Origin of the sequence: Pseudomaricurvus alkylphenolicus (assembly GCF_011683955.1) — a bacterium.
GTDB classification, from domain to species: domain Bacteria; phylum Pseudomonadota; class Gammaproteobacteria; order Pseudomonadales; family Cellvibrionaceae; genus Pseudomaricurvus; species Pseudomaricurvus alkylphenolicus.
Genome location: NZ_JAAQPI010000010.1, coordinates 242,825 through 260,881, shown reverse-complemented (window position 1 = coordinate 260,881; position 18,057 = coordinate 242,825). Strand labels below are relative to the sequence as shown.

Below are 18,057 nucleotides of genomic sequence, written 5' to 3'. Positions count from 1 at the left end.
TCCTCTTTTAAGCGGCTAACACAGGCTTAGATCTGTGGAATGATGTCGCGAAGTACGCTGACGATGGTGTCGATTTCAGGTTTCTCAATAATCAACGGTGGCGACATACAGATGGCATCACCGATCCCGCGAATCATCACCCCCTTCTCCCAGGCCAGCGGCAAAGCCTTGGCACCCAGAGTTCCCGCCTGCCCTTCTGCCGCAGTCAATTCAACCGCCCCCATAAGGCCATAGTTACGCACATCTCGAACCTGAGACAGATCTGCCAGACTGTGAAGCGCATCTTGCCAATAGCCACCGATCTCGCCCTCTGTCTTTGCGCGATTCAGCAAGCCTTCACGTTCATAGACATCCAGGGTGGCCATCCCCGCGGCGCAAGCCACCGGGTGGCAGGAGTAGGTGTAACCGTGATAGAACTCCACCGGGCCCTGGGCCTGATCCATACAAGTGTTGTAGATATCATCGCTGACAAACACCGCTGACAGGGGCACTGTCGCGTTGGTGATACCTTTGGCTGAAGTGATCAGGTCCGGGGTAACACCAAACTCCTGGGCGGCAAAGGCCTCGCCTACACGCCCCCATCCGGTAATCACCTCATCAAAAATCATCAGGATGTCATGCTGGTCGCAGATCTCGCGCAAGCGTTGCAGGTACCCTTTCGGAGGCATAATGACGCCGCCGGCACCGGCGATAGGCTCTACAATGACGGCTGCGATGGTGTCCGCACCGTGAAACTGAATCAGCTCGTCCAATTCTTCAGCCCATTCCACGCCCTGCTCGGGCAGGCCTTTGCTGAAGGCGTTGCGATTGATATCCAAGGTGTGACGAAGGTGATCAACCATCAGCCACTGACCGAAGTTTTTGAAGTTGGGGGTCAGGCCACCCACGGAAATACCGCCAAAGTTGACACCGTGATAGCCCTTTTGACGGCCAATAAAGCGCTTTTTCTCTCCCTGGCCTTTTACCTGCCAATATTGCATGGCCAGTTTCAGGGCCGTTTCCACCGCTTCAGAGCCGGAATTGCCAAAGAACACGTGGTCTATACCATCAGGGGCAAAACTGACCAGACGTTGGGCGTACTCAAAACCCAGTTCATGACCAAAGTTGAAAATTGAGGAGAAATCCAGGGTACGCAGTTGCTTATTGACCGCATCGGCGATCTCCGAACGGCAATGGCCGGCATTGGTGCACCATAAACCGGCTGTGGCGTCCACCACCTGGCGACCATCGGTGCTGGTTAACATCACTCCTTCGGCGCTGGCCACCATACGGGGATTGGCCTTAAACGCCCGGTTGGCGGTAAAAGGCATCCAGAAGGCATCGGTATTTAAGGAAGAATGGCTGGCGTCGCTCATGGCTGGCTCCTTGGCAAAACGGATAATCTTTTGCCATTGTGCCGTTTAGTGGAGGGATCAAATATTATCTTTTTTCAAATATTTAGTTGGAAATATCAAACATATAGAATTTATCTATAACAAACTGTTTTATATAGATTTATTTTTATTTCACGGCACTGGTTTATTTATAATTTCAGCATTATATTCCGTTTTATCAATATAACGGATACTCTTATAGCAGGCGTGAAACAGTGATCTCAGATGAGCAGTAAACAATCCGGCCTGAGAGGCCAGTTAACCGATATCGACTTCCGGCTGCTGAGGATATTTAAGTCCGTGGTGGAATGCGGCGGCTACAGTGCGGCTGAGGTCGTACTCAATATCAATCGATCCACCATTAGCGTACATATGTCAGACTTGGAGACCCGCCTGGGGATGGTTCTCTGTAATCGCGGTCGGGGCCGCTCCAGCTTTTCTCTTACCGAACAGGGTGAAGAGGTCTACCGGGTCATCTGCGACCTGTTTGTTTATCTGGATCAGTTCCGCAATCGCATAAATGCAATTCAGTCCGAACTTACAGGGCACCTGCGCCTGACGCTGCCGGATGATCTGTTGGAAATTCCGGACCTGCGTTTGCCAGAGGTTATTGCCAGCTTTCGGCAGGCAGCACCCAATGTGACTCTCGAAGTCTTGGCCCATGCCCCTGGTGAGGTGGATCTGGATATTCTTAACGGTAACGCCGATCTGGGGATCAACGTTTTATCACTGAAACGCCCGGGGCTGGAGTATTTGCCGCTTTATCGCCACCGAACCAGTCTCTATTGTGGCGACACTCATGCTCTGTTTTCGGCACCGGATGCTGAGCTGTCGTTGGACCTGGTCACTACAAACGATCTGGTCGGTGACAGTTACAGTTTCAGCCCGGAGATTGCCGAGCGCTATAACCTGTTTCAATCCCGCACCCTTGCCAATCATATGGCGGGTCGGGCGTTGATGATCCTCTCCGGCAGCTGCGTGGGCTTTTTGCCCGATTACTACGCTAAACGCTGGCTCGAACAGGGCCGACTGAGAAAGCTGGATTTGCCCGATCTCAGCTATCAACTGGACAACGCGGTGCTTTACCGCCGAAGCGACAGCCGGCGGGTTCTGATTCAGATGTTTGTGGAAGAATTAAAACAGGCCCTGGCCCCCGGATTGAATCGTGACAGCGATGCCTGGCAGTCACTACTGCCCTAAAAGATCTAAGGCAAGTCATCCTCCAAATGACAGCCTGAGCAAGCTCTTACAGGGCCATATTTTTCCGCCCCTTGCAGCTGTTCCTGCTGATGGCAACCCATACATAATGAGTGGAAGTGCTGTTCAACGCGCGCCGTTAGTTCCGGCGTTATCAGATGACAATTCAGACATAGATCGTGCCCGGTATTATCGATGTAGTTGTGATGACAAGTGGCGCACTGTTGAGAACCGTGATCGCGGTGGGCGAATGTCATTGGCAAGCGCGGCATGTCCCTGAAATCAGCGGATTCTCTTTGCGCCAGATAGGTCTGAACCGGCTCGGAAGACCAGAGCGCGAGTGCAAGAATCCCGGCCATAAGACAGATTACCAGCATCAGGAACATTGGCCTCACAGAGAGAATTCTCGAACAAGGCCAAACAAGAAGGTCAACAAGAGCAACAATGACATCGGTTGCCACCAGGGATGGACAACAAGCCGATACAGGCCAAAGGGTTTTAAACAATAAACGGCCAGTAGTGGCAACAGTGCCCCATAAATCCATTGACTGAAATAAAGCCCACTGCCTGATAAGTGGTAGAGTGTGGTTGCCACACATAACCAGGATAAACCCTTGTGCCAAAACCGATAGCCTTCTCGGCTGTGAAACACGTGCATTCGCAAGGACGGCAATGAACTCAATATCAGTATCAACATTAACACCAATGCCATGACACCTGCCCACATGTAGACCGGGGCCAATGGCTTGATATATTCCAGTGTCAGAGGTTCAGACCACCACAACAACAGAATATGTAGCACCACAAATAATGCCAGCATGTAACTTAACAGTTGATGGGCTCTGACAGGATAGCGGTTGGGGCTCGCAAGGCACAGCGACAGCAAGCACAGGGTGGCTGCGTACCCGAGACCATTGGCCAAATCCCAGGCCCATCCCGTTTTTAACGGATTCCCCAGCAGGATCAATAGCAGCAAAAAGACACTGCTGAGCAGAATAGCCCAGTGCTTTTGAATCAACGCCTGGGCGCTCATTGTCATGGTGAAAGGAAGGCTCCGTTGTCCTTCAGTTTGACGGTACCCCGTTGCGGTAAACGGCGATAGCGTAGGTAGGATTGATACACTGACGCCACATCAACTTCCTGTATAGCGCGATCCAGTCTTTGTTTGAGCAAGGCGCCATCGTCGCTTTTACGCACTGCCAAGCCTATGGCAATCCGCTTGTCCAATTGACGATAGTGAATACCGTCTGCGTCGAGCGTTCTGATCGTCGACATGGTGGATGCGCGTTCGAAGATAATGCCGTCCAGACGATTTCTGACCAACATCTTTACCAATTGTGGCAAATCAGCTTCAAAAAAACGGTCGGGTTCCAGATGATACCTGGCGGCCAGGAAATTGCCGTTGCCCCGCTGAGTACCAATACGATTGAGCTTGGAAAAATTTTCGTCTTGGCTTTCCGGGTGGGTCCAGTAGAGATCAACCTGGGTTGGCAAATGCCAGTCCAATTCCAGTGCATAGTTATAAAACTGGCGTTCTTCAACGCGATAAGGCGTATGGCCCATAAGATCGATATTACCATTCGCCAGCTGAGCTTTCGCTCGATTGTAGGGCATGACGGCTATTTCAAAGCTCAGACCCGTCACTTCTTCGATTCTCCTTAACAGAGTGACGGTGTGCCCTTCAGACCCGCTGATAATCAGAGGCGGCATCAATTCCAGACCGACCTTGATTTTTTCCGCCGCTACCGAAGGACTTTGGGAAAGTTGCATTGATACCGTCAGTGCCTTGAGAGCACAAACGGCAACTTTTAGCAGGTCCAACATGGATTTGACCTCTTTGCTGGCCTTTCCCTGGACTTCGGTTTTATTTTAGTCGCGACGGAATTGGCTATAGTATTCCGCTACATCCTTGATTTGCTGATCGGTGAATCCTTTGACGATAACGCTCATCACCGGGCTTTCCCGGGTACCATCGCGAAAGTCCTTAAGCTGCTTTTCCAGATACCCCTTTTTCTGACCACTGATAACAGGCCACTGGGAATTTACCGGTTTGCCCCACATGCCATGGCAGGAAATACAGGCACCGCTCACGCTTTTACCCGCCATATTTTCTTTGCCCCGCACTGGCGGTTGCTTGTCACTGAGACCGCTGAAATACGCGGCCAGCTGCTCGATATCAGCATCCGACAGTGTTTTTGCGGTAGCGGACATCAGTGGATCTTTACGCGATCCGTCCCGAAAGGCCTTCATTTGATCAATCAAATAGATCTCATGTTGGCCGGCAAGGTTAGGCCAGAGATCGTTATTGGATATGCCCTTGGGGCCATGACAGGCGACACAGGTGGCCGCCAATTGTTTCACATCAGCCACAGCAGGCGCTGCCACAGCCAGTGCCATTGCCCACAGAACCAGCAAGGGTCCCATCACCTTAAGCGGATTGTTCATTGTGCTTCTCTCATCCCAATATTTATATTTTGCCCATCGCCATCAGCTCTTTCACCAGTAGCTTGCGATAGTCGAGAACTTCCATCAAAGGATCCTGGCGATACTCACCCACCTCTTTGGCTTCGTAGGGTTTCCAGTCGCTGGGAATGCTGTTTTCCCCAAATGTCAGGATCATCCAGTTCAGTACCTCCGCCAACTGCGCATCATCCAGTACCGAATTGGCGGAACCGGGTACCCTTACAAGGTATTCACGCCCTTTTTGATACTTGGGAAAATGTCCGATAAAGCCTTTTATCTTGGGTACCGAGCGACCGCCGACACCGTCAATGGTGTGGCAGCCCTGGCAAAACATTTGATAGTTGTATTTGGCCCGCTGTTCGTTTTCAACAGCCGCCGCCGATACCTGTAGCGCAGCAGCACCCAGCACCAGAGGCAACAGCTTGCGAACCAGGCCCTTCATTGATCAAACGCCAGGCCAACCACAATGGCCGTGGAACAGTTGTAGACATAACTCTTGGAGCCGAGGCACCAGTTGATGTCGTTGGACTTGTCCGAGCGATACAGTGGTCGGTCACGTTCGTCCCGCTGACACAGGCAGGTACCGCACTGCCCGACACCACAACAGTCGTTGTAGGAGATCACATAGTTGCGACCATCAACAGGGTTTCTACAGGTGCCCACCCAGGTAATGGTGGACATCTCGGTACCGGGTGGGCAGGAGTTATAGGTGCCGCCACAGCACTGGCAGAGAAAACCGTCGACCGCGCAATAACGCCAGTAATCACAGCTGGCCGGATCGCCCTCCTCCACCGGATGCTCGGGTGCCGCCGGCGCGGCGGCGCGGGCCACCGGCAGTAGAGGCACGCTGGCTCCACCCACCAATACCGCTCCCAATCCCTTCAACAGACCGCGGCGCGAAGAGCGCTGGGCCACGTTACGGGCAGATTTTTCAAACAACCGGTCTAAAAATTTCATGGTCACTAACCTCTTGGTATTCTTTTTTATTGGGCGTTTCTACTGCGCGCGCTTTTGCATAAAGTCCTGGATAGAGGCCACCTTACGCTCTTTGGCTTCGAACAGGCTCTCCAGATGTTCGCGGGAATTGATGATGCCCATGGAAGCCACCTTGCCCTGTTCATCAATCACCACTGCATAAGGGAGCTTGGCCACACCATAGGTTTTACCCAATAGTTCGGACACTACATACGGATGTTCCTGCAGACCGTATTGCTCGATATAACCCTTATGATCCAGCTCCATGCCATCACTGGCCAGGCGCAGACTGATCCAGTCGGATTCCGCTTTGGCAGCAGACTTGAGGGCCGGCAACAGGGTTTTACACACGGGGCAATCGGGCGATACCCAGAACAGCAACTGGGACTTGTCATCTTCCGCTTTGCCGCCCACTTTAACGAGCTGATTATCGATCGTTTGCAGCGATAACTCCGGTGCCTCCTGCCCAACCTTGAGATTCTGGTTAACCGCCAGTGCACCAGCTGGAGCCACCCGCTCAAACAGCACACCGATCTGACGGGTGAGGGCAAAGATTACGACCGCCATGGTCACCACGAGTATCCAAAGGATAATGTTGGAAATGATCAGCAGTTCCAAAATAGTTTCCTCTTGCTAAATTTTTGTTGTCCTGAATCTTATTGCTATGCTGGGTTCAATGCGCGCTGCGCATTTGCCCGATCCGTTGCGCGGTGGCAATCAGCTGCTCGCTGCTCAGATAAACCAGCACCAGCACAGCCGCCATCAATGTGGAGAGTACCCAAGGCATCACGCCACTGCCGCTGCCGGCCATCACGCTGAACAGTGCCAGTGCCACCAGCACCAGATTGCGCACCAGCAAGTGCGGGCTGATTTTGACCTCCCCTTCCGGCCCGGCGCAACCGCAATCCATATCCGCCTTGCCATTGACAAGCTGCCAGGCAATCAACACCAGATACGCCGACAATAGCGCTGCAGCAGCAGAGCCACCCAGTACTCTGAGCGACGGCACCGCGATCGCCATACCCACAACGATTTCGAACAGGCCCAACACTTTTGGCAGATGCCGCGCCAGCAACGGATGGTGAATGCCGTACCCCTGGAATACCACTTCGTAGTAAAAGCCATGGGCGGGTTGCAATTTCTGCGAGCCTGAAGACACCAGCAACCACAGTAAGAATAACGCGGTGGCATTGCCGGCTACCCAAGTCAGGTCCATAAGCGCTTCTCCGCCGTTATCAGTAGGATTTGTGTATCAACAACGGCGTGATATTACCGAAGTCACTGACTGTCTGAATAAATTCACCACTGGTTGCATCAAAAATGTCCAGGTTCATTTCACCATTGGTGACAATCAGTTTGGGCGTCTTACCCCGGGTAACACCAATGGAGACAGCCCAGCGCGGTGCCGCGATGGTGCGGATGCGCTTCTTTTTCTTGAGGTCGTAGACCCAGACCTCCGGGCCGCCATGGGTTTGGGTACCCTCGGCACCGTCCGGATGCATAATCACGTAGTAGTGGCCTTTGTCGTCGCGACCCGCGAGCCCCAGGCCACCCGGGCGCCAGTTACCGGCTTTTTGCTCATCGCTGAGCATATCCCAGCTGCCGCGATACTTAGCGACGCTGCCACTGAGATCCACCACATGCATTAGGCCCTTAAAGCTGGGAAAGTAGGCTTTTCCGTCAACAATCACCGGGCGTTCAAAAATGGGCGTATTATCCGTATCAAAGAATGGTTTGATGCGTTTGCGGGATTTCAGTTTTCCGTTCTTGTCCAGTACCGTTGTCAGCAATCCACCATTGCTGCAAATACTGGTCACACTGCGTTTACCCGTGGGATAGGTCAGCACACACCCCGGCGTACCAATGGTGTCGACGATTTCTCTGGTCTCCAGATCCACAACGCTGAACGAGGCTGCCGGATTAAAGTTCGCCACGTAGAGAAAACGCTCGTCTTTGGAGACGGCCATGGAGAATTTCTCGGGCAAGGACTGCAGGCGGTCGGTGGGCCACATGATTTCCTTTTGCACTTCGAGTGTCTGCTTGTTGTAGATCACCAGCACATCGAACTTTTTACCGCGGGAGCCGCGCTCGTGGAACGACTCAATGATGTAATACTCGCCGCGCTTGGGCGACTGGGTAAAGCTGCCCAACATCGCCTTGGACATGGTGCCCTTCATACGCTTGGGGTGTTCCTTCTCCCCGATGTCCATAATGATGACTTTGCCACCATACATACTGAAGAAGGCGGCTTCGTCGACCAGGACCCAGTCTTCGGGGTAGCTGGCCGGCAAGCTTTCGATCCGGCCAATTTCTTCGATCGGCAGGGGGTCGGGTTTGCCGGCGGCCAGGGCCAGCTGCCCCACACCGGCGAATGCGGCCAACGCCAGACCTAGCCCCAATTGTTTAAATTTTGAACGCATTGTATCCATCTCTTATTGTTAATCCGCAGGAAAACGACTACCACCACCCGATACGACTTTCCTAGAAAGCATAGCAGCTTTATTTCAGGTCTTTCCCAATATCCCGTTTGGCCGGTTTTAGCCTTTCGGTATAAAGACGGCCTGAATGGAGGTGTATTCCTCCAGCCCTTCTTCGGCGAATTCCACCCCAAAGCCGGATTGCTTAACGCCGCCAAACGGCACATTGGGCTGAATGGCCGCGTGATTGTTGATCCACACGGTGCCACACTCCATGCGATTGGCCAGCTCCGCCGCCTTGGCCACGTCGCTGGACCAGATGGAACCACCCAGACCCGCAGGGTTGTCGTTGGCCAGTGCGAACACCTCTTCAATATCTGAATAACGGATGATCGGCAGGATGGGACCAAACGGTTCTTCATCCACAAGGCGTGAACCGTCTTTGATGTCCGCCACCAAGGTAATGGGGTAGAAGTAACCGGCGCCTTCGGGCTGCTCACCACCACACAGGAAGCGGGCACCATTGGCTTTGGCATCCTCGGCAAGTTCCACTACCTTCTTAAGCTGTGGTTGATTTTGTACTGGACCAAAATCGATACCCTCTTCCAGGCCATTGCCCACAGTCACACTGTTGGCGATACCCAAGAGAGCGTCACAGACCTGATCGTAGAGACTGTCGTGCACATAGAGACGTTTAAGGGCAGCACAAGTCTGGCCGGCGTTAATAAATGAAGAACCAAAGATAGCGGGAGCAATCTCTTCCACATTGGCATCCGCTAGAACGATTCCGGCATCATTGCCGCCCAGCTCCAGTGTCAGGCGCTTGAGGTTACCTGAGGCAGACTGCATGATTTTCTTGCCGGTCGCGGTGGAACCGGTAAACACGATTTTGTTGACGTCCGGGTGCCCCGTCAATACGGGACCGATTTCATCGGTGCCCGTCACGATATTTAATACACCGGGAGGCAATACCTGGTTAGCCAGCTCGACAAAGCGCAGCGTGGATAAGGGGGTATAGGGCGATGGTTTGATCACAACAGTATTTCCGCTGCGAATGGCGGGCATTACATGCCAGATGGCAATCATCAGCGGCCAGTTCCAGGGGGTGATAGAGCCGACCACGCCCAGAGGCTTGCGATGCAATTCGACGCGCATCTGATCGTCGTCCTGAGCTACCTTAACCGGCAATTGGAGTTCTGCAGTGGTTCGGCACCAGGCAATGGCACCACCGAGCTCAAACTGCGACCCCATTCCGGCGAATCCACCCAGTGGTTTGCCCTGCTCCTCGGTGACGATACCGGCCAGTTCAGCAGCATTCTGTTCCAACAGATCAGCAACCTTGTGGCAGGCCGCTTTGCGCTCATCATCACTGACCTGACTCCAATGTTCGAACGCGGCTTTTGCGGCAGCTACCGCCTGATTGACGTGATCCTCATCGGCGGCCGGGCATTTGGCGACCAGCTCTTCCGTGGCCGGGTTAATCACATCAAAGCTGTTGGCCGTAACCACACGCTCGCCGTTAATAATCAATCCAAAGTCGCTCATGATTGCTCTCCAAGCTATTGTTGATTGACCTTGCTTTGGAGCAAGCAGGTCATTGATGGGTACAAAGGGTTTGATTTGGCTATCAGTAAAAAAACAGCCCGGCCCAAGGCCGGGCTGAAAACAACAGAGCAGTTAAGCACTGTCCCCTTTGTGAAACTCTTTAGAAATTGTAAGTGGCATTAACACCGACCCAACGGGGTGGTGCCCACACCTCCTCACTGATGCCCAGCAGTCCCAGATCCAAGTTGTAGAGGCGATATTCTTCATCACCACCGTTCTTGACCCAGGCGGATAGCTTCCAGTCTTCATCCGGGGAGGTGTAAGACAGTCGAGCATTCCACACCAGGTAAGCGTCTTCTGCCGAAATCTGGGAGTTGGTGGCTTCGATAAACTGATCGTCGTTCCAGACACCGTCCACTTGAGCCGCCATGGTGCCGCCCAAGGCATCCCACTCGTAGCGGGCCAGCAGGTTCAGGCTCAACTTGGGTGCATTCGGGAACTCGGTTTTAACGGTACCGCCAAAGACATCAGGTACTTCGTCCACTTCGGAATCGATGTAAGCCAGCCCCATCAGAATATCCAGGCCATCAGCCGGGGTCAGGGTCAGTTCGATTTCACCGCCCTGGGAGCTGGCGTCGGAGTTGGTGACCTGAGGCGTCAGGTTCAGCAGAGAAAACGCCTGATAATCGGAGTAATCGTAGTAGTACACGGAGGCGTTCAAACGGGCCCAGTCAGACAAATCGGTCTTGATACCCAGCTCGTAGGCCAACAGCACTTCTTCGTCGTGTTTGAGGTTGGCCGGCGCACCCAGCGCGACACCGCCGAGGGGATCAACTGACCAGTTGCCACCTTTAATACCACGGTTGATGGAGCCGTAAATCAGTGTGCCCTCTTCTGTGGTGTAATTGAGCTGCAGGCGAGCAGCGTAGTCGCTGTAGTCAATATCATCGATATCGTTGAGATCCACAGTACTGATATCAAAGACCTGGCTGCGAGCGATACCCGCGCCGGATTCCTCATAGAATTGGGTAAAGTCGATGGACTTGTCGTCTTCTGAGTAACGCGCGCCGGCAATCAGGGTCAACTGCTCGGAGATATCAAATTCCACCTGAGCAAATACGGACCAGTTGGTAGAGTCGACCTCGGCAAAGGTATCCTGAATCGCGGTATCGGTTGAGGCACCGGCGCCTTCCAAAATCGCGGCACCTTGAACACGCTGGTAATTATCAGTAGTCATATCCAGGTAGTAAGCACCAGTCTGCCAGCGTACGCCTTCACCCTCACCGGACAGTCGAATTTCCTGCGAGAAGCTTTCGAACTCGGTGTTCACCTCGTAAGGGAAGAAAAACAGACCGCCACCGGCGTCTTCCAGGTACTCTTTATCCATATCCAGGAAGTTGGTGATGGACACCAGCTCAGTACCGTTATCCAGATCCCAGGTCAGGGTCAGGGTGGTATTGGTGGACTCGCGGCTGAACGCACCTTCCAGGGAGGACGCGTGCTCCAGGCCATCGGTCAAACGACCGGGGGCTTGCGTACCCAATCCTGTATTGGGATCAAAGCCCGCAAAGTTAATGGAATAGGTACCGGAGGGAACGTCTTCATCTTCAGCGCGGGCAATCCGAAGGTCAGCCGTCAGATTCTCGCTCAGGTCAATCTGCAGTGATCCACGGACGGTGTAACCGTCGGCACCATGGGCATCACGCACACCAGGAGTCTGGGATTCCACATAACCGTCGTTTTCCAACCAGCGACCGGCGATACGGGCTCGTACAGAATCGCTTAAAGAGCCACCAACCGCACCTTCCAGTGAGCGCATGTTAAAGTCGCCGACGGAAGCATCGATGTAGCCGTTCAACTCTTCATCGGTGGCACCACGGGTAATATAGTGAACCAGGCCGCCTGTGGTATTACGGCCAAACAGCGTACCTTGCGGCCCACGCAGCACCTCCACCCGCTCAACGTCAAACAGCTGGCCGTTAATAGCGTTCATGCTGGGTACATAGGCACCGTCCACATAAACCGCAACGGGCGCTTCGAGGTTATCCTGAAAGCTGTTTTGGGAAATACCACGCAGGTTGATGATGGTAAAAGCGGGTGTAAAGGTCTGCAGCTGCATACCGGGAATCTGTTGTGTGATATCAGTGCTGTTGGTTGCACCCAGATCCTTCAGTTGGTCGCCGCTGAATGCGGAAACCGAGATGCCTACATCTTGCAGGCTCTGCTCACGTTTCTGTGCGGTCACTACAATTTCTTCCAGCACGTTGGCGTGAATGGGCAAACTGATGGCCGCCGCTAATAACCCGGCGGAACTTAACAGAAAGCCGTTATTCTTGTTGTTCGTATTCTTGACAATAGACATGAGTTTCTCCTCGTCGTATGGCATCCCCCAAGGTTTTCTGGTGTAACCGTGGTCGGTGGCCGGAGATATTTCGTTTGTTATGGTTTTGCTCGAGCTTATTCAGTAGACCAAAACCGAGCCTGACGTTCTTGCACGAGAGGGAAAAGTAAAATGGACTGAGAGCGAACCGGGGTAATTTCACGGAGAGTCGATTTGAGGCTACGGATTATCCTTTAGGGCTCTCACAACTACTGCCCGCACTGGCTTGCGCATCTGGGTTTCCACATTGGGACATAACTGAACCCAGGCTGCGGAATAAGATACCCCATTGCAGCTTAATCGTTAAACTCAGCAGAAAATACCACCTCTAGTCGGCATTGGGCTATTCCGATGGAGGTACACTTCTGGCCTTTGTGATACATAATATTGTTTACATCAGATTTTTATGTGTTATATTTTCTTGCATAACATCAGGGCATCTGCATTCCACAAGCGCACATAACAACCCTGCAGAACCACTGCCCGACAACGAATATCAGCCGAAGCATCTATATGAGAGATCATCTTATGAGCCACGACAGCACTATTCGCGACTATAACGAACTCGAATCCATCGAGAAGGCGAGCATCGACGAACTCCGGGCACTCCAGCTAAAACGCATGCGCAACACCCTGGAGCATGCCTACAACAACTCGCCCTACTATAAGGCGAAGTTCGACGAAGCCGGGGTGCACCCTTCCGATCTGGAGCAATTGAGCGACCTGGCCAAGTTCCCATTCACCACCAAGAAGGATTTGCGTGACAACTATCCATTTGGGATGTTCGCCACGCCTATGGAGCAAATTGTCAGAATCCATGCTTCGAGTGGAACAACGGGTAAACCAACTGTCGTGGGATACACTCAAAACGACATCAACACTTGGGCTGATGTGGTGGCGCGCTCCATTCGTGCAGCGGGTGGCAGCAGCAGGGATTTAGTGCACGTTGCCTACGGCTATGGCCTGTTCACGGGTGGCTTGGGGGCTCACTATGGCGCCGAACGCCTGGGCTGTACCGTTATTCCCATGTCGGGCGGCCAGACGGAAAAGCAGGTTCAGCTGATTCAGGACTTCAATCCGGACATCATCATGGTGACGCCTTCTTATATGTTGAACATTGCCGATGAACTGGAGCGCAAAGGCATCGACCCTCATTCATTAAAGTTGCGCTGCGGCATTTTTGGTGCTGAGCCCTGGACCGGCTCTATGCGCAAGGAGCTGGAAGAGCGTTTAGGCATTGATGCCATTGATATCTATGGTCTGTCTGAGGTAATGGGGCCCGGCGTAGCGATGGAATGCCTGGAGACCAAAGATGGTCCCACCATTTGGGAAGATCACTTTTATCCTGAAATTATCGACCCCGAAACAGGCGAAGTCTTGCCCGACGGTGAGGAAGGCGAACTGGTGTTTACCAGCCTGACCAAAGAAGCCCTGCCTATTATTCGATACCGCACTCGCGATCTGACTCGTTTATTGCCTGGTACCGCTCGAACCATGCGTCGCATGGACAAGATCACCGGGCGCAGCGATGACATGATGATCATCCGCGGTGTAAATGTGTTCCCCACCCAGATCGAGGAACAGATTCTCACCATTGAGGCGCTCTCCCCTCATTACCAGATTGAAATCAGTCGTGACGGCAATCTCGACAAAATGCAGGTGGATGTCGAATCACACACGCTTCTGAACGAACGTGAGGTGGCTGCGGTCTCAAAAGAGCTACAACACAAAATCAAGACCATGATCGGGGTATCGACCGGCATTAAGATCTTTCCACCCGAAACCATGCCTCGCTCAGAGGGCAAAGCAAAGCGCGTCATCGATAACCGCCTGACTCCCGTGTTCAATAAGAGCTTTGAGCGCTGTCTGGCCAAAGGTGACTTTATTGACGCGTTTTATCAGCGCTTTATCAATCACAGCGAAGAAGCTCGCACACTGTTTGCCAACACCGACATGAAAGCTCAGAAAAAGATGCTGGAGACGTCACTCTATATGTTGATGTCAGCCCCGAGCGGCGTTGAAAAGGCCAGTGCTCACATTGAACACATAGCCAAGACTCACAGTCGCAAAGGTTATGGAGTAAAACCCGAGCTCTATGACACCTGGTTAAGTTGCCTGCTGGAAACGGTTAAGGAGTTTGACGAGCAATATGAGCCGGCAGTTGAAAACGCCTGGAAACAAACCCTGGCGTTCGGAATTAATCTGATGAAGTCCGCTTACTGACGTCGCATCCGGAAAGCCCTAAAACTTCAAACCCATTAAGGCCGCCTGACAAGCGGCCTTAATTATTTTTCAAATTGAAAAATAAAAACCTGTGCACACCGAAACCTTCTAAAGAAGTGCAATGACAAGGTCGTGACAGCAACGCACTTTGTCCTTTTTTGACCACATTAATTCCCTGTCATCTAATTTTCATTCTGGTGCGTTTCAATAGCAACTGCACCGTTTTACGTCATCTTTCACTCAAAAAAAACGGTAAACGCGCCTGCTAATTCGCAAATTTTTTGATTAAACACAAATATGCGAAAAAAATTCAAAGCTGGCACCAAAGTTGTATTCCAATTCGTGACCGCTTGGTCTATTATGCGCGCCCTCTACACGAGGACCCATAAAAAACAATGAGCCCAGGGACATGGGCAAGCGACCATTAGTAGTGAAGACGAAGTTGTACAAAAAGCTGTAACCACAAAAGCAGCACTCAATTTTTTTTGCAGCAATATTTTTTTAGTCACAGAAACACACTAGAGGATTAGACACATGGGAAGAGTAGCATTAGTAACTGGCGGAACTCGTGGTATTGGCGAAGCCATTTGCGTAAAGCTCAAGCTGAAAGGCTATACTGTTGTTGCCAACTATGGAGGTAACGATCAAGCCGCCGAGGCGTTTACCGAGCGCACCGGCATTCCCGCCCTTAAATTTGACGTTTCCGATTTTGACGCCGTCAAGACTGCTGTTGAACAGATCGAGCAGGATTTTGGCGCCGTGGAAATTCTGGTCAACAACGCCGGCATCACCCGTGATGGCACCCTGCACCGGATGAATTTTGAAAATTGGGATGCGGTTATTCAGACCAACCTGGCATCCTGCTTTAACACCAGCCGCGCCGTTATCGAAGGTATGCGCGAGCGCAGCTTCGGCCGCATTGTTAACGTTGGCTCCGTAAACGGCCAGGCCGGCCAGTACGGTCAGGTGAACTACGCCGCTGCCAAATCCGGTATTCACGGCTTTACCAAGGCACTGGCCCAGGAAGGCGCGGCCAAAGGCATTACCGTTAACGCCGTGGCCCCGGGTTATGTGGATACCGATATGGTACGTGCGGTTCCCGCCGACGTTCTGGAAAAGATTATTGGCACCATTCCTGTCGGCCGTCTCGGTCGCCCGGAAGATATCGCTCGCACCGTTGAGTTCCTGGTGAGCGATAACGCTGACTTTATTACCGGCTCCACCATTTCCGTTAACGGTGGCCAACACATGTACTGATTGCTCTGCAGTCAGATTCGGCCAAGAGAAAACCCTTTCTCTTGGCCGTTCATCCCCTCTCCAAACCTCCCTTTTCTCTACATCCCCATCGACTTGAGTACCAGTTGGTCAAGCTCATGCTTGAGGTCAGCCAGCACTGCCTGCGAAGGTTTATCTGCGATCAGGTTGTGTTGCTCATAGGGATCCGCAGACAAGTCGTATAGTTCCGCCTCACCGTCGTATCTGAGCCACTTGATGTATTTGTAGTTACCTTTGAGAACGGCTCGGTAATCGAGCTTTGCTGTCCAGGGCATGGGGTTTTCGTGCCCATGGTATTCGACCAGCACACGGTCTCGGACAGAATTGCCTCCGGGTTTCAGCTGTGGTTTTAAAGAGACTCCCTGGACGGAGCGGGGAATTTCCACACCGGCTATATCGAGCACCGTCGGCGCCAGATCCACAGAGCTGGCAAATCCGTCGATCGTCACGCCTGATGGAATCAGTTTCGGGTAACGCATCAATAAAGGCGCGCGAATGGCTTCTTCGTAAGGCAGTCTCCGCTCAACCGTCAAACCGTGCTCGCCGTAGAAGTAGCCGTTGTCCGTGGTCAGAACAACCAGCGTGTTTTCCAGAATATTGCGCTGTTCCAGAGTTTCGAATATCCGTCCCAGCCCCTCGTCAACTGATCGGATCATTTCAGCTCGGCGACGGATGCTTGACTCAGAGACGTCGTCTCCAATCAACTTTCCAAAACGCCGCTGGATTTCGGCAGAGTTCTTAAACTCCAGGGCCCTGCTCAGAACCGGCTTGCCTTTACTATCCTCCCTGGAAAAGCCGTGATTGGGGCGCCGCTCAACGAACTTTTTGTCATAGCTGCCCTTGTGCCTGTCGGCAGGAATAAAACGGCTGCCGTAGTTAATATCGACATTGCCGTCATCAAGCTGACGAGAATCGGGATGCACCGCCTTATGGCCAATGTATAAGAAGAAGGGCGACTGGGACTCACGCCTGATAAAAGACACTGCCCGATCTGTAAAAATGTCTGTGATATAGCCTTTTACCTCCCCCAACTTGCCGTTTTCATAAAGGATGGGATTCTTGCTTCTGCCCTGCCCCTGAAAACTCACCCAGTAGTCATAACCCGGTCTCGGTGAGGCATCGTTGCCCATATGCCACTTGCCAACGTGGGCGGTTTTATAGCCCGATTTCTGTAACTGCTGAGGAAAGAGTTCCAGCTTGTGGCTGGCATAGCTTCGAGAGGTGTTGTCCAAAATACCGTGCCGGGATGAATACTGGCCCGTCAGGATACTGGCCCGATTCGGTGAACAGAGCGGTGTTGCGTGATAGGCCCGCGAAAAGGTAGCCCCTTCGCGGGCAATTCTATCGATATTGGGCGTCGACAGGTATGGGTGCCCTCCGGCACCGTATTCATCAATCCGCATATCATCCACCACGATCATAATAATATTGGGCGCGGACGCAGACCATGCCGAACCGGTAAACACAATCGCTGCAATAAAAACGTACAGGCGACAGACCATGTAGTTCACTGTATGTTCCTCGTATGAATTGATAAAGTGGCTGACCTGCTCAAGCGCAATGAGGGCGCCCGCGTCTGATCATCTCACTGCCACACTGGCAGGTTACCAGATCGTTGATGGACTCCAGTTGTACGTGTGCTGTAGAGCCGCAATCCTGGCACGCAAACAGAAACTTACGACCGGATGCCCAGGGTGCAAACTCTTCTTCGACCCATTTACCGCTGCTGATGGTTTTTGCCCTCAGCCGTTCAAAGCTGGCCTCGTTCTTATTCTGATAAAGATACATCTCCACTTCACCATAAGGGGAGTCGAGTGCTACCCGCCGATAAACGTTTGGATGCCCCTCCAGGTCGTCGAGCGTCCGCAATATTCTCGTGGAGACCCGGTATATTTCGGTGTCTATGGCACAGCTTCCCCCTTGGATAACACCGGGAAAACCGCCCAAATCAATCATGGTGTAATCCGGTTCAGTCAGCCAGTTACCGATAAATTCCGCCTCCTGCAAAATGTCGTGATTAAAGTAGTGTTTTTTGAGCGAACCATAAACGGCTACCAACATAGTCTTTCCATCTTGTATTGGTTTGTATCAGAATGCATAAAAAAGCCCTTCAATTCATACACCAGCGTTGAATTGAAGGGCGAAGTACCGTCCACTGCCGAGGAGAGGAGAAGCAGTGGCCGTCAGAGACTCTTGCTAAAGAATTCTT

General features: G+C 52.5%; 17 protein-coding genes. 3 read left to right on the top strand and 14 right to left on the bottom strand.

What is annotated here, in order from left to right; translation table 11 throughout:
- Nucleotides 1-26: 26 nt before the first annotated feature.
- Complete coding sequence (gene aptA, locus HBA55_RS23630; protein ID WP_166996435.1) at nt 27-1,355, bottom strand: omega-aminotransferase AptA; 1,329 nt, start codon at nt 1,353-1,355, stop codon at nt 27-29.
- Between the two features lie 243 nt (nt 1,356-1,598).
- Between aptA and HBA55_RS23625 the strand changes: the two genes are divergently transcribed.
- Nucleotides 1,599-2,573, top strand: coding sequence for a LysR family transcriptional regulator (locus HBA55_RS23625; protein WP_166996433.1), 975 nt, complete (start codon nt 1,599-1,601; stop codon nt 2,571-2,573).
- A gap of 5 nt (nt 2,574-2,578) precedes the next feature.
- Here the strand turns inward: HBA55_RS23625 and HBA55_RS38220 are convergent, their stop codons facing one another.
- The 11 genes from HBA55_RS38220 to HBA55_RS23570 form a co-directional block, all read right to left on the bottom strand.
- A complete protein-coding gene (locus tag HBA55_RS38220) occupies nt 2,579-2,827 on the bottom strand; it encodes a cytochrome c3 family protein (protein WP_420821510.1) in 249 nt (82 codons plus the stop codon).
- Nucleotides 2,828-2,961: 134 nt separating this feature from the next.
- On the bottom strand, nt 2,962-3,609 hold the full coding sequence (locus tag HBA55_RS23615) for a hypothetical protein (RefSeq protein ID WP_166996429.1): 648 nt from the start codon (nt 3,607-3,609) through the stop codon (nt 2,962-2,964).
- Complete coding sequence (locus tag HBA55_RS23610; RefSeq protein WP_166996427.1) at nt 3,606-4,394, bottom strand: substrate-binding periplasmic protein; 789 nt, start codon at nt 4,392-4,394, stop codon at nt 3,606-3,608. The genes HBA55_RS23615 and HBA55_RS23610 overlap by 4 nt, the downstream gene beginning before the upstream one ends.
- A gap of 45 nt (nt 4,395-4,439) precedes the next feature.
- Entirely contained in the window at nt 4,440-5,015 is a 576-nt protein-coding gene (locus tag HBA55_RS23605; RefSeq protein ID WP_166996425.1) for a c-type cytochrome, read from the bottom strand.
- Between the two features lie 22 nt (nt 5,016-5,037).
- The gene (locus HBA55_RS23600; RefSeq protein WP_206019942.1) at nt 5,038-5,475 is read right to left on the bottom strand and encodes a c-type cytochrome; all 438 of its coding nucleotides are present in this window, start codon (nt 5,473-5,475) and stop codon (nt 5,038-5,040) included.
- Nucleotides 5,472-5,990 (bottom strand): methylamine dehydrogenase light chain, encoded by a 519-nt coding sequence (locus tag HBA55_RS23595; RefSeq protein ID WP_166996423.1) that lies wholly within the window; start codon nt 5,988-5,990, stop codon nt 5,472-5,474. The genes HBA55_RS23600 and HBA55_RS23595 overlap by 4 nt, the downstream gene beginning before the upstream one ends.
- 39 nt (nt 5,991-6,029) lie before the next feature.
- Nucleotides 6,030-6,626 (bottom strand): redoxin domain-containing protein, encoded by a 597-nt coding sequence (locus tag HBA55_RS23590; RefSeq protein ID WP_206019941.1) that lies wholly within the window; start codon nt 6,624-6,626, stop codon nt 6,030-6,032.
- A 55-nt stretch (nt 6,627-6,681) separates the two neighbouring features.
- Entirely contained in the window at nt 6,682-7,224 is a 543-nt protein-coding gene (locus HBA55_RS23585) for a MauE/DoxX family redox-associated membrane protein (RefSeq protein ID WP_166996421.1), read from the bottom strand.
- A gap of 19 nt (nt 7,225-7,243) precedes the next feature.
- Nucleotides 7,244-8,428 carry an amine dehydrogenase large subunit gene (locus HBA55_RS23580; RefSeq protein WP_240946237.1) on the bottom strand — a complete coding sequence of 395 codons (1,185 nt, stop codon included), beginning with the start codon at nt 8,426-8,428 and terminating at the stop codon, nt 7,244-7,246.
- Between the two features lie 117 nt (nt 8,429-8,545).
- Nucleotides 8,546-9,970 (bottom strand): aldehyde dehydrogenase family protein, encoded by a 1,425-nt coding sequence (locus HBA55_RS23575; RefSeq protein ID WP_166996417.1) that lies wholly within the window; start codon nt 9,968-9,970, stop codon nt 8,546-8,548.
- A gap of 160 nt (nt 9,971-10,130) precedes the next feature.
- The gene (locus HBA55_RS23570; RefSeq protein WP_166996415.1) at nt 10,131-12,332 is read right to left on the bottom strand and encodes a TonB-dependent receptor; all 2,202 of its coding nucleotides are present in this window, start codon (nt 12,330-12,332) and stop codon (nt 10,131-10,133) included.
- 546 nt (nt 12,333-12,878) lie between these two features.
- Between HBA55_RS23570 and paaK the strand changes: the two genes are divergently transcribed.
- A complete protein-coding gene (paaK, locus tag HBA55_RS23565; RefSeq protein ID WP_240946236.1) occupies nt 12,879-14,573 on the top strand; it encodes a phenylacetate--CoA ligase PaaK in 1,695 nt (564 codons plus the stop codon).
- A gap of 534 nt (nt 14,574-15,107) precedes the next feature.
- Nucleotides 15,108-15,830: an acetoacetyl-CoA reductase gene (phbB, locus tag HBA55_RS23560; protein ID WP_166996413.1), complete on the top strand. Its 723-nt coding sequence runs from the start codon at nt 15,108-15,110 to the stop codon at nt 15,828-15,830.
- 77 nt (nt 15,831-15,907) lie between these two features.
- On the opposite strand, the gene HBA55_RS23555 is transcribed toward phbB, so the two are convergent.
- Both HBA55_RS23555 and HBA55_RS23550 read right to left on the bottom strand, forming a co-directional pair.
- A complete protein-coding gene (locus tag HBA55_RS23555; RefSeq protein ID WP_240946259.1) occupies nt 15,908-17,350 on the bottom strand; it encodes a sulfatase-like hydrolase/transferase in 1,443 nt (480 codons plus the stop codon).
- 49 nt (nt 17,351-17,399) lie between these two features.
- Nucleotides 17,400-17,909: a gamma-glutamylcyclotransferase family protein gene (locus tag HBA55_RS23550; protein ID WP_166996409.1), complete on the bottom strand. Its 510-nt coding sequence runs from the start codon at nt 17,907-17,909 to the stop codon at nt 17,400-17,402.
- Nucleotides 17,910-18,057: the final 148 nt, after the last annotated feature.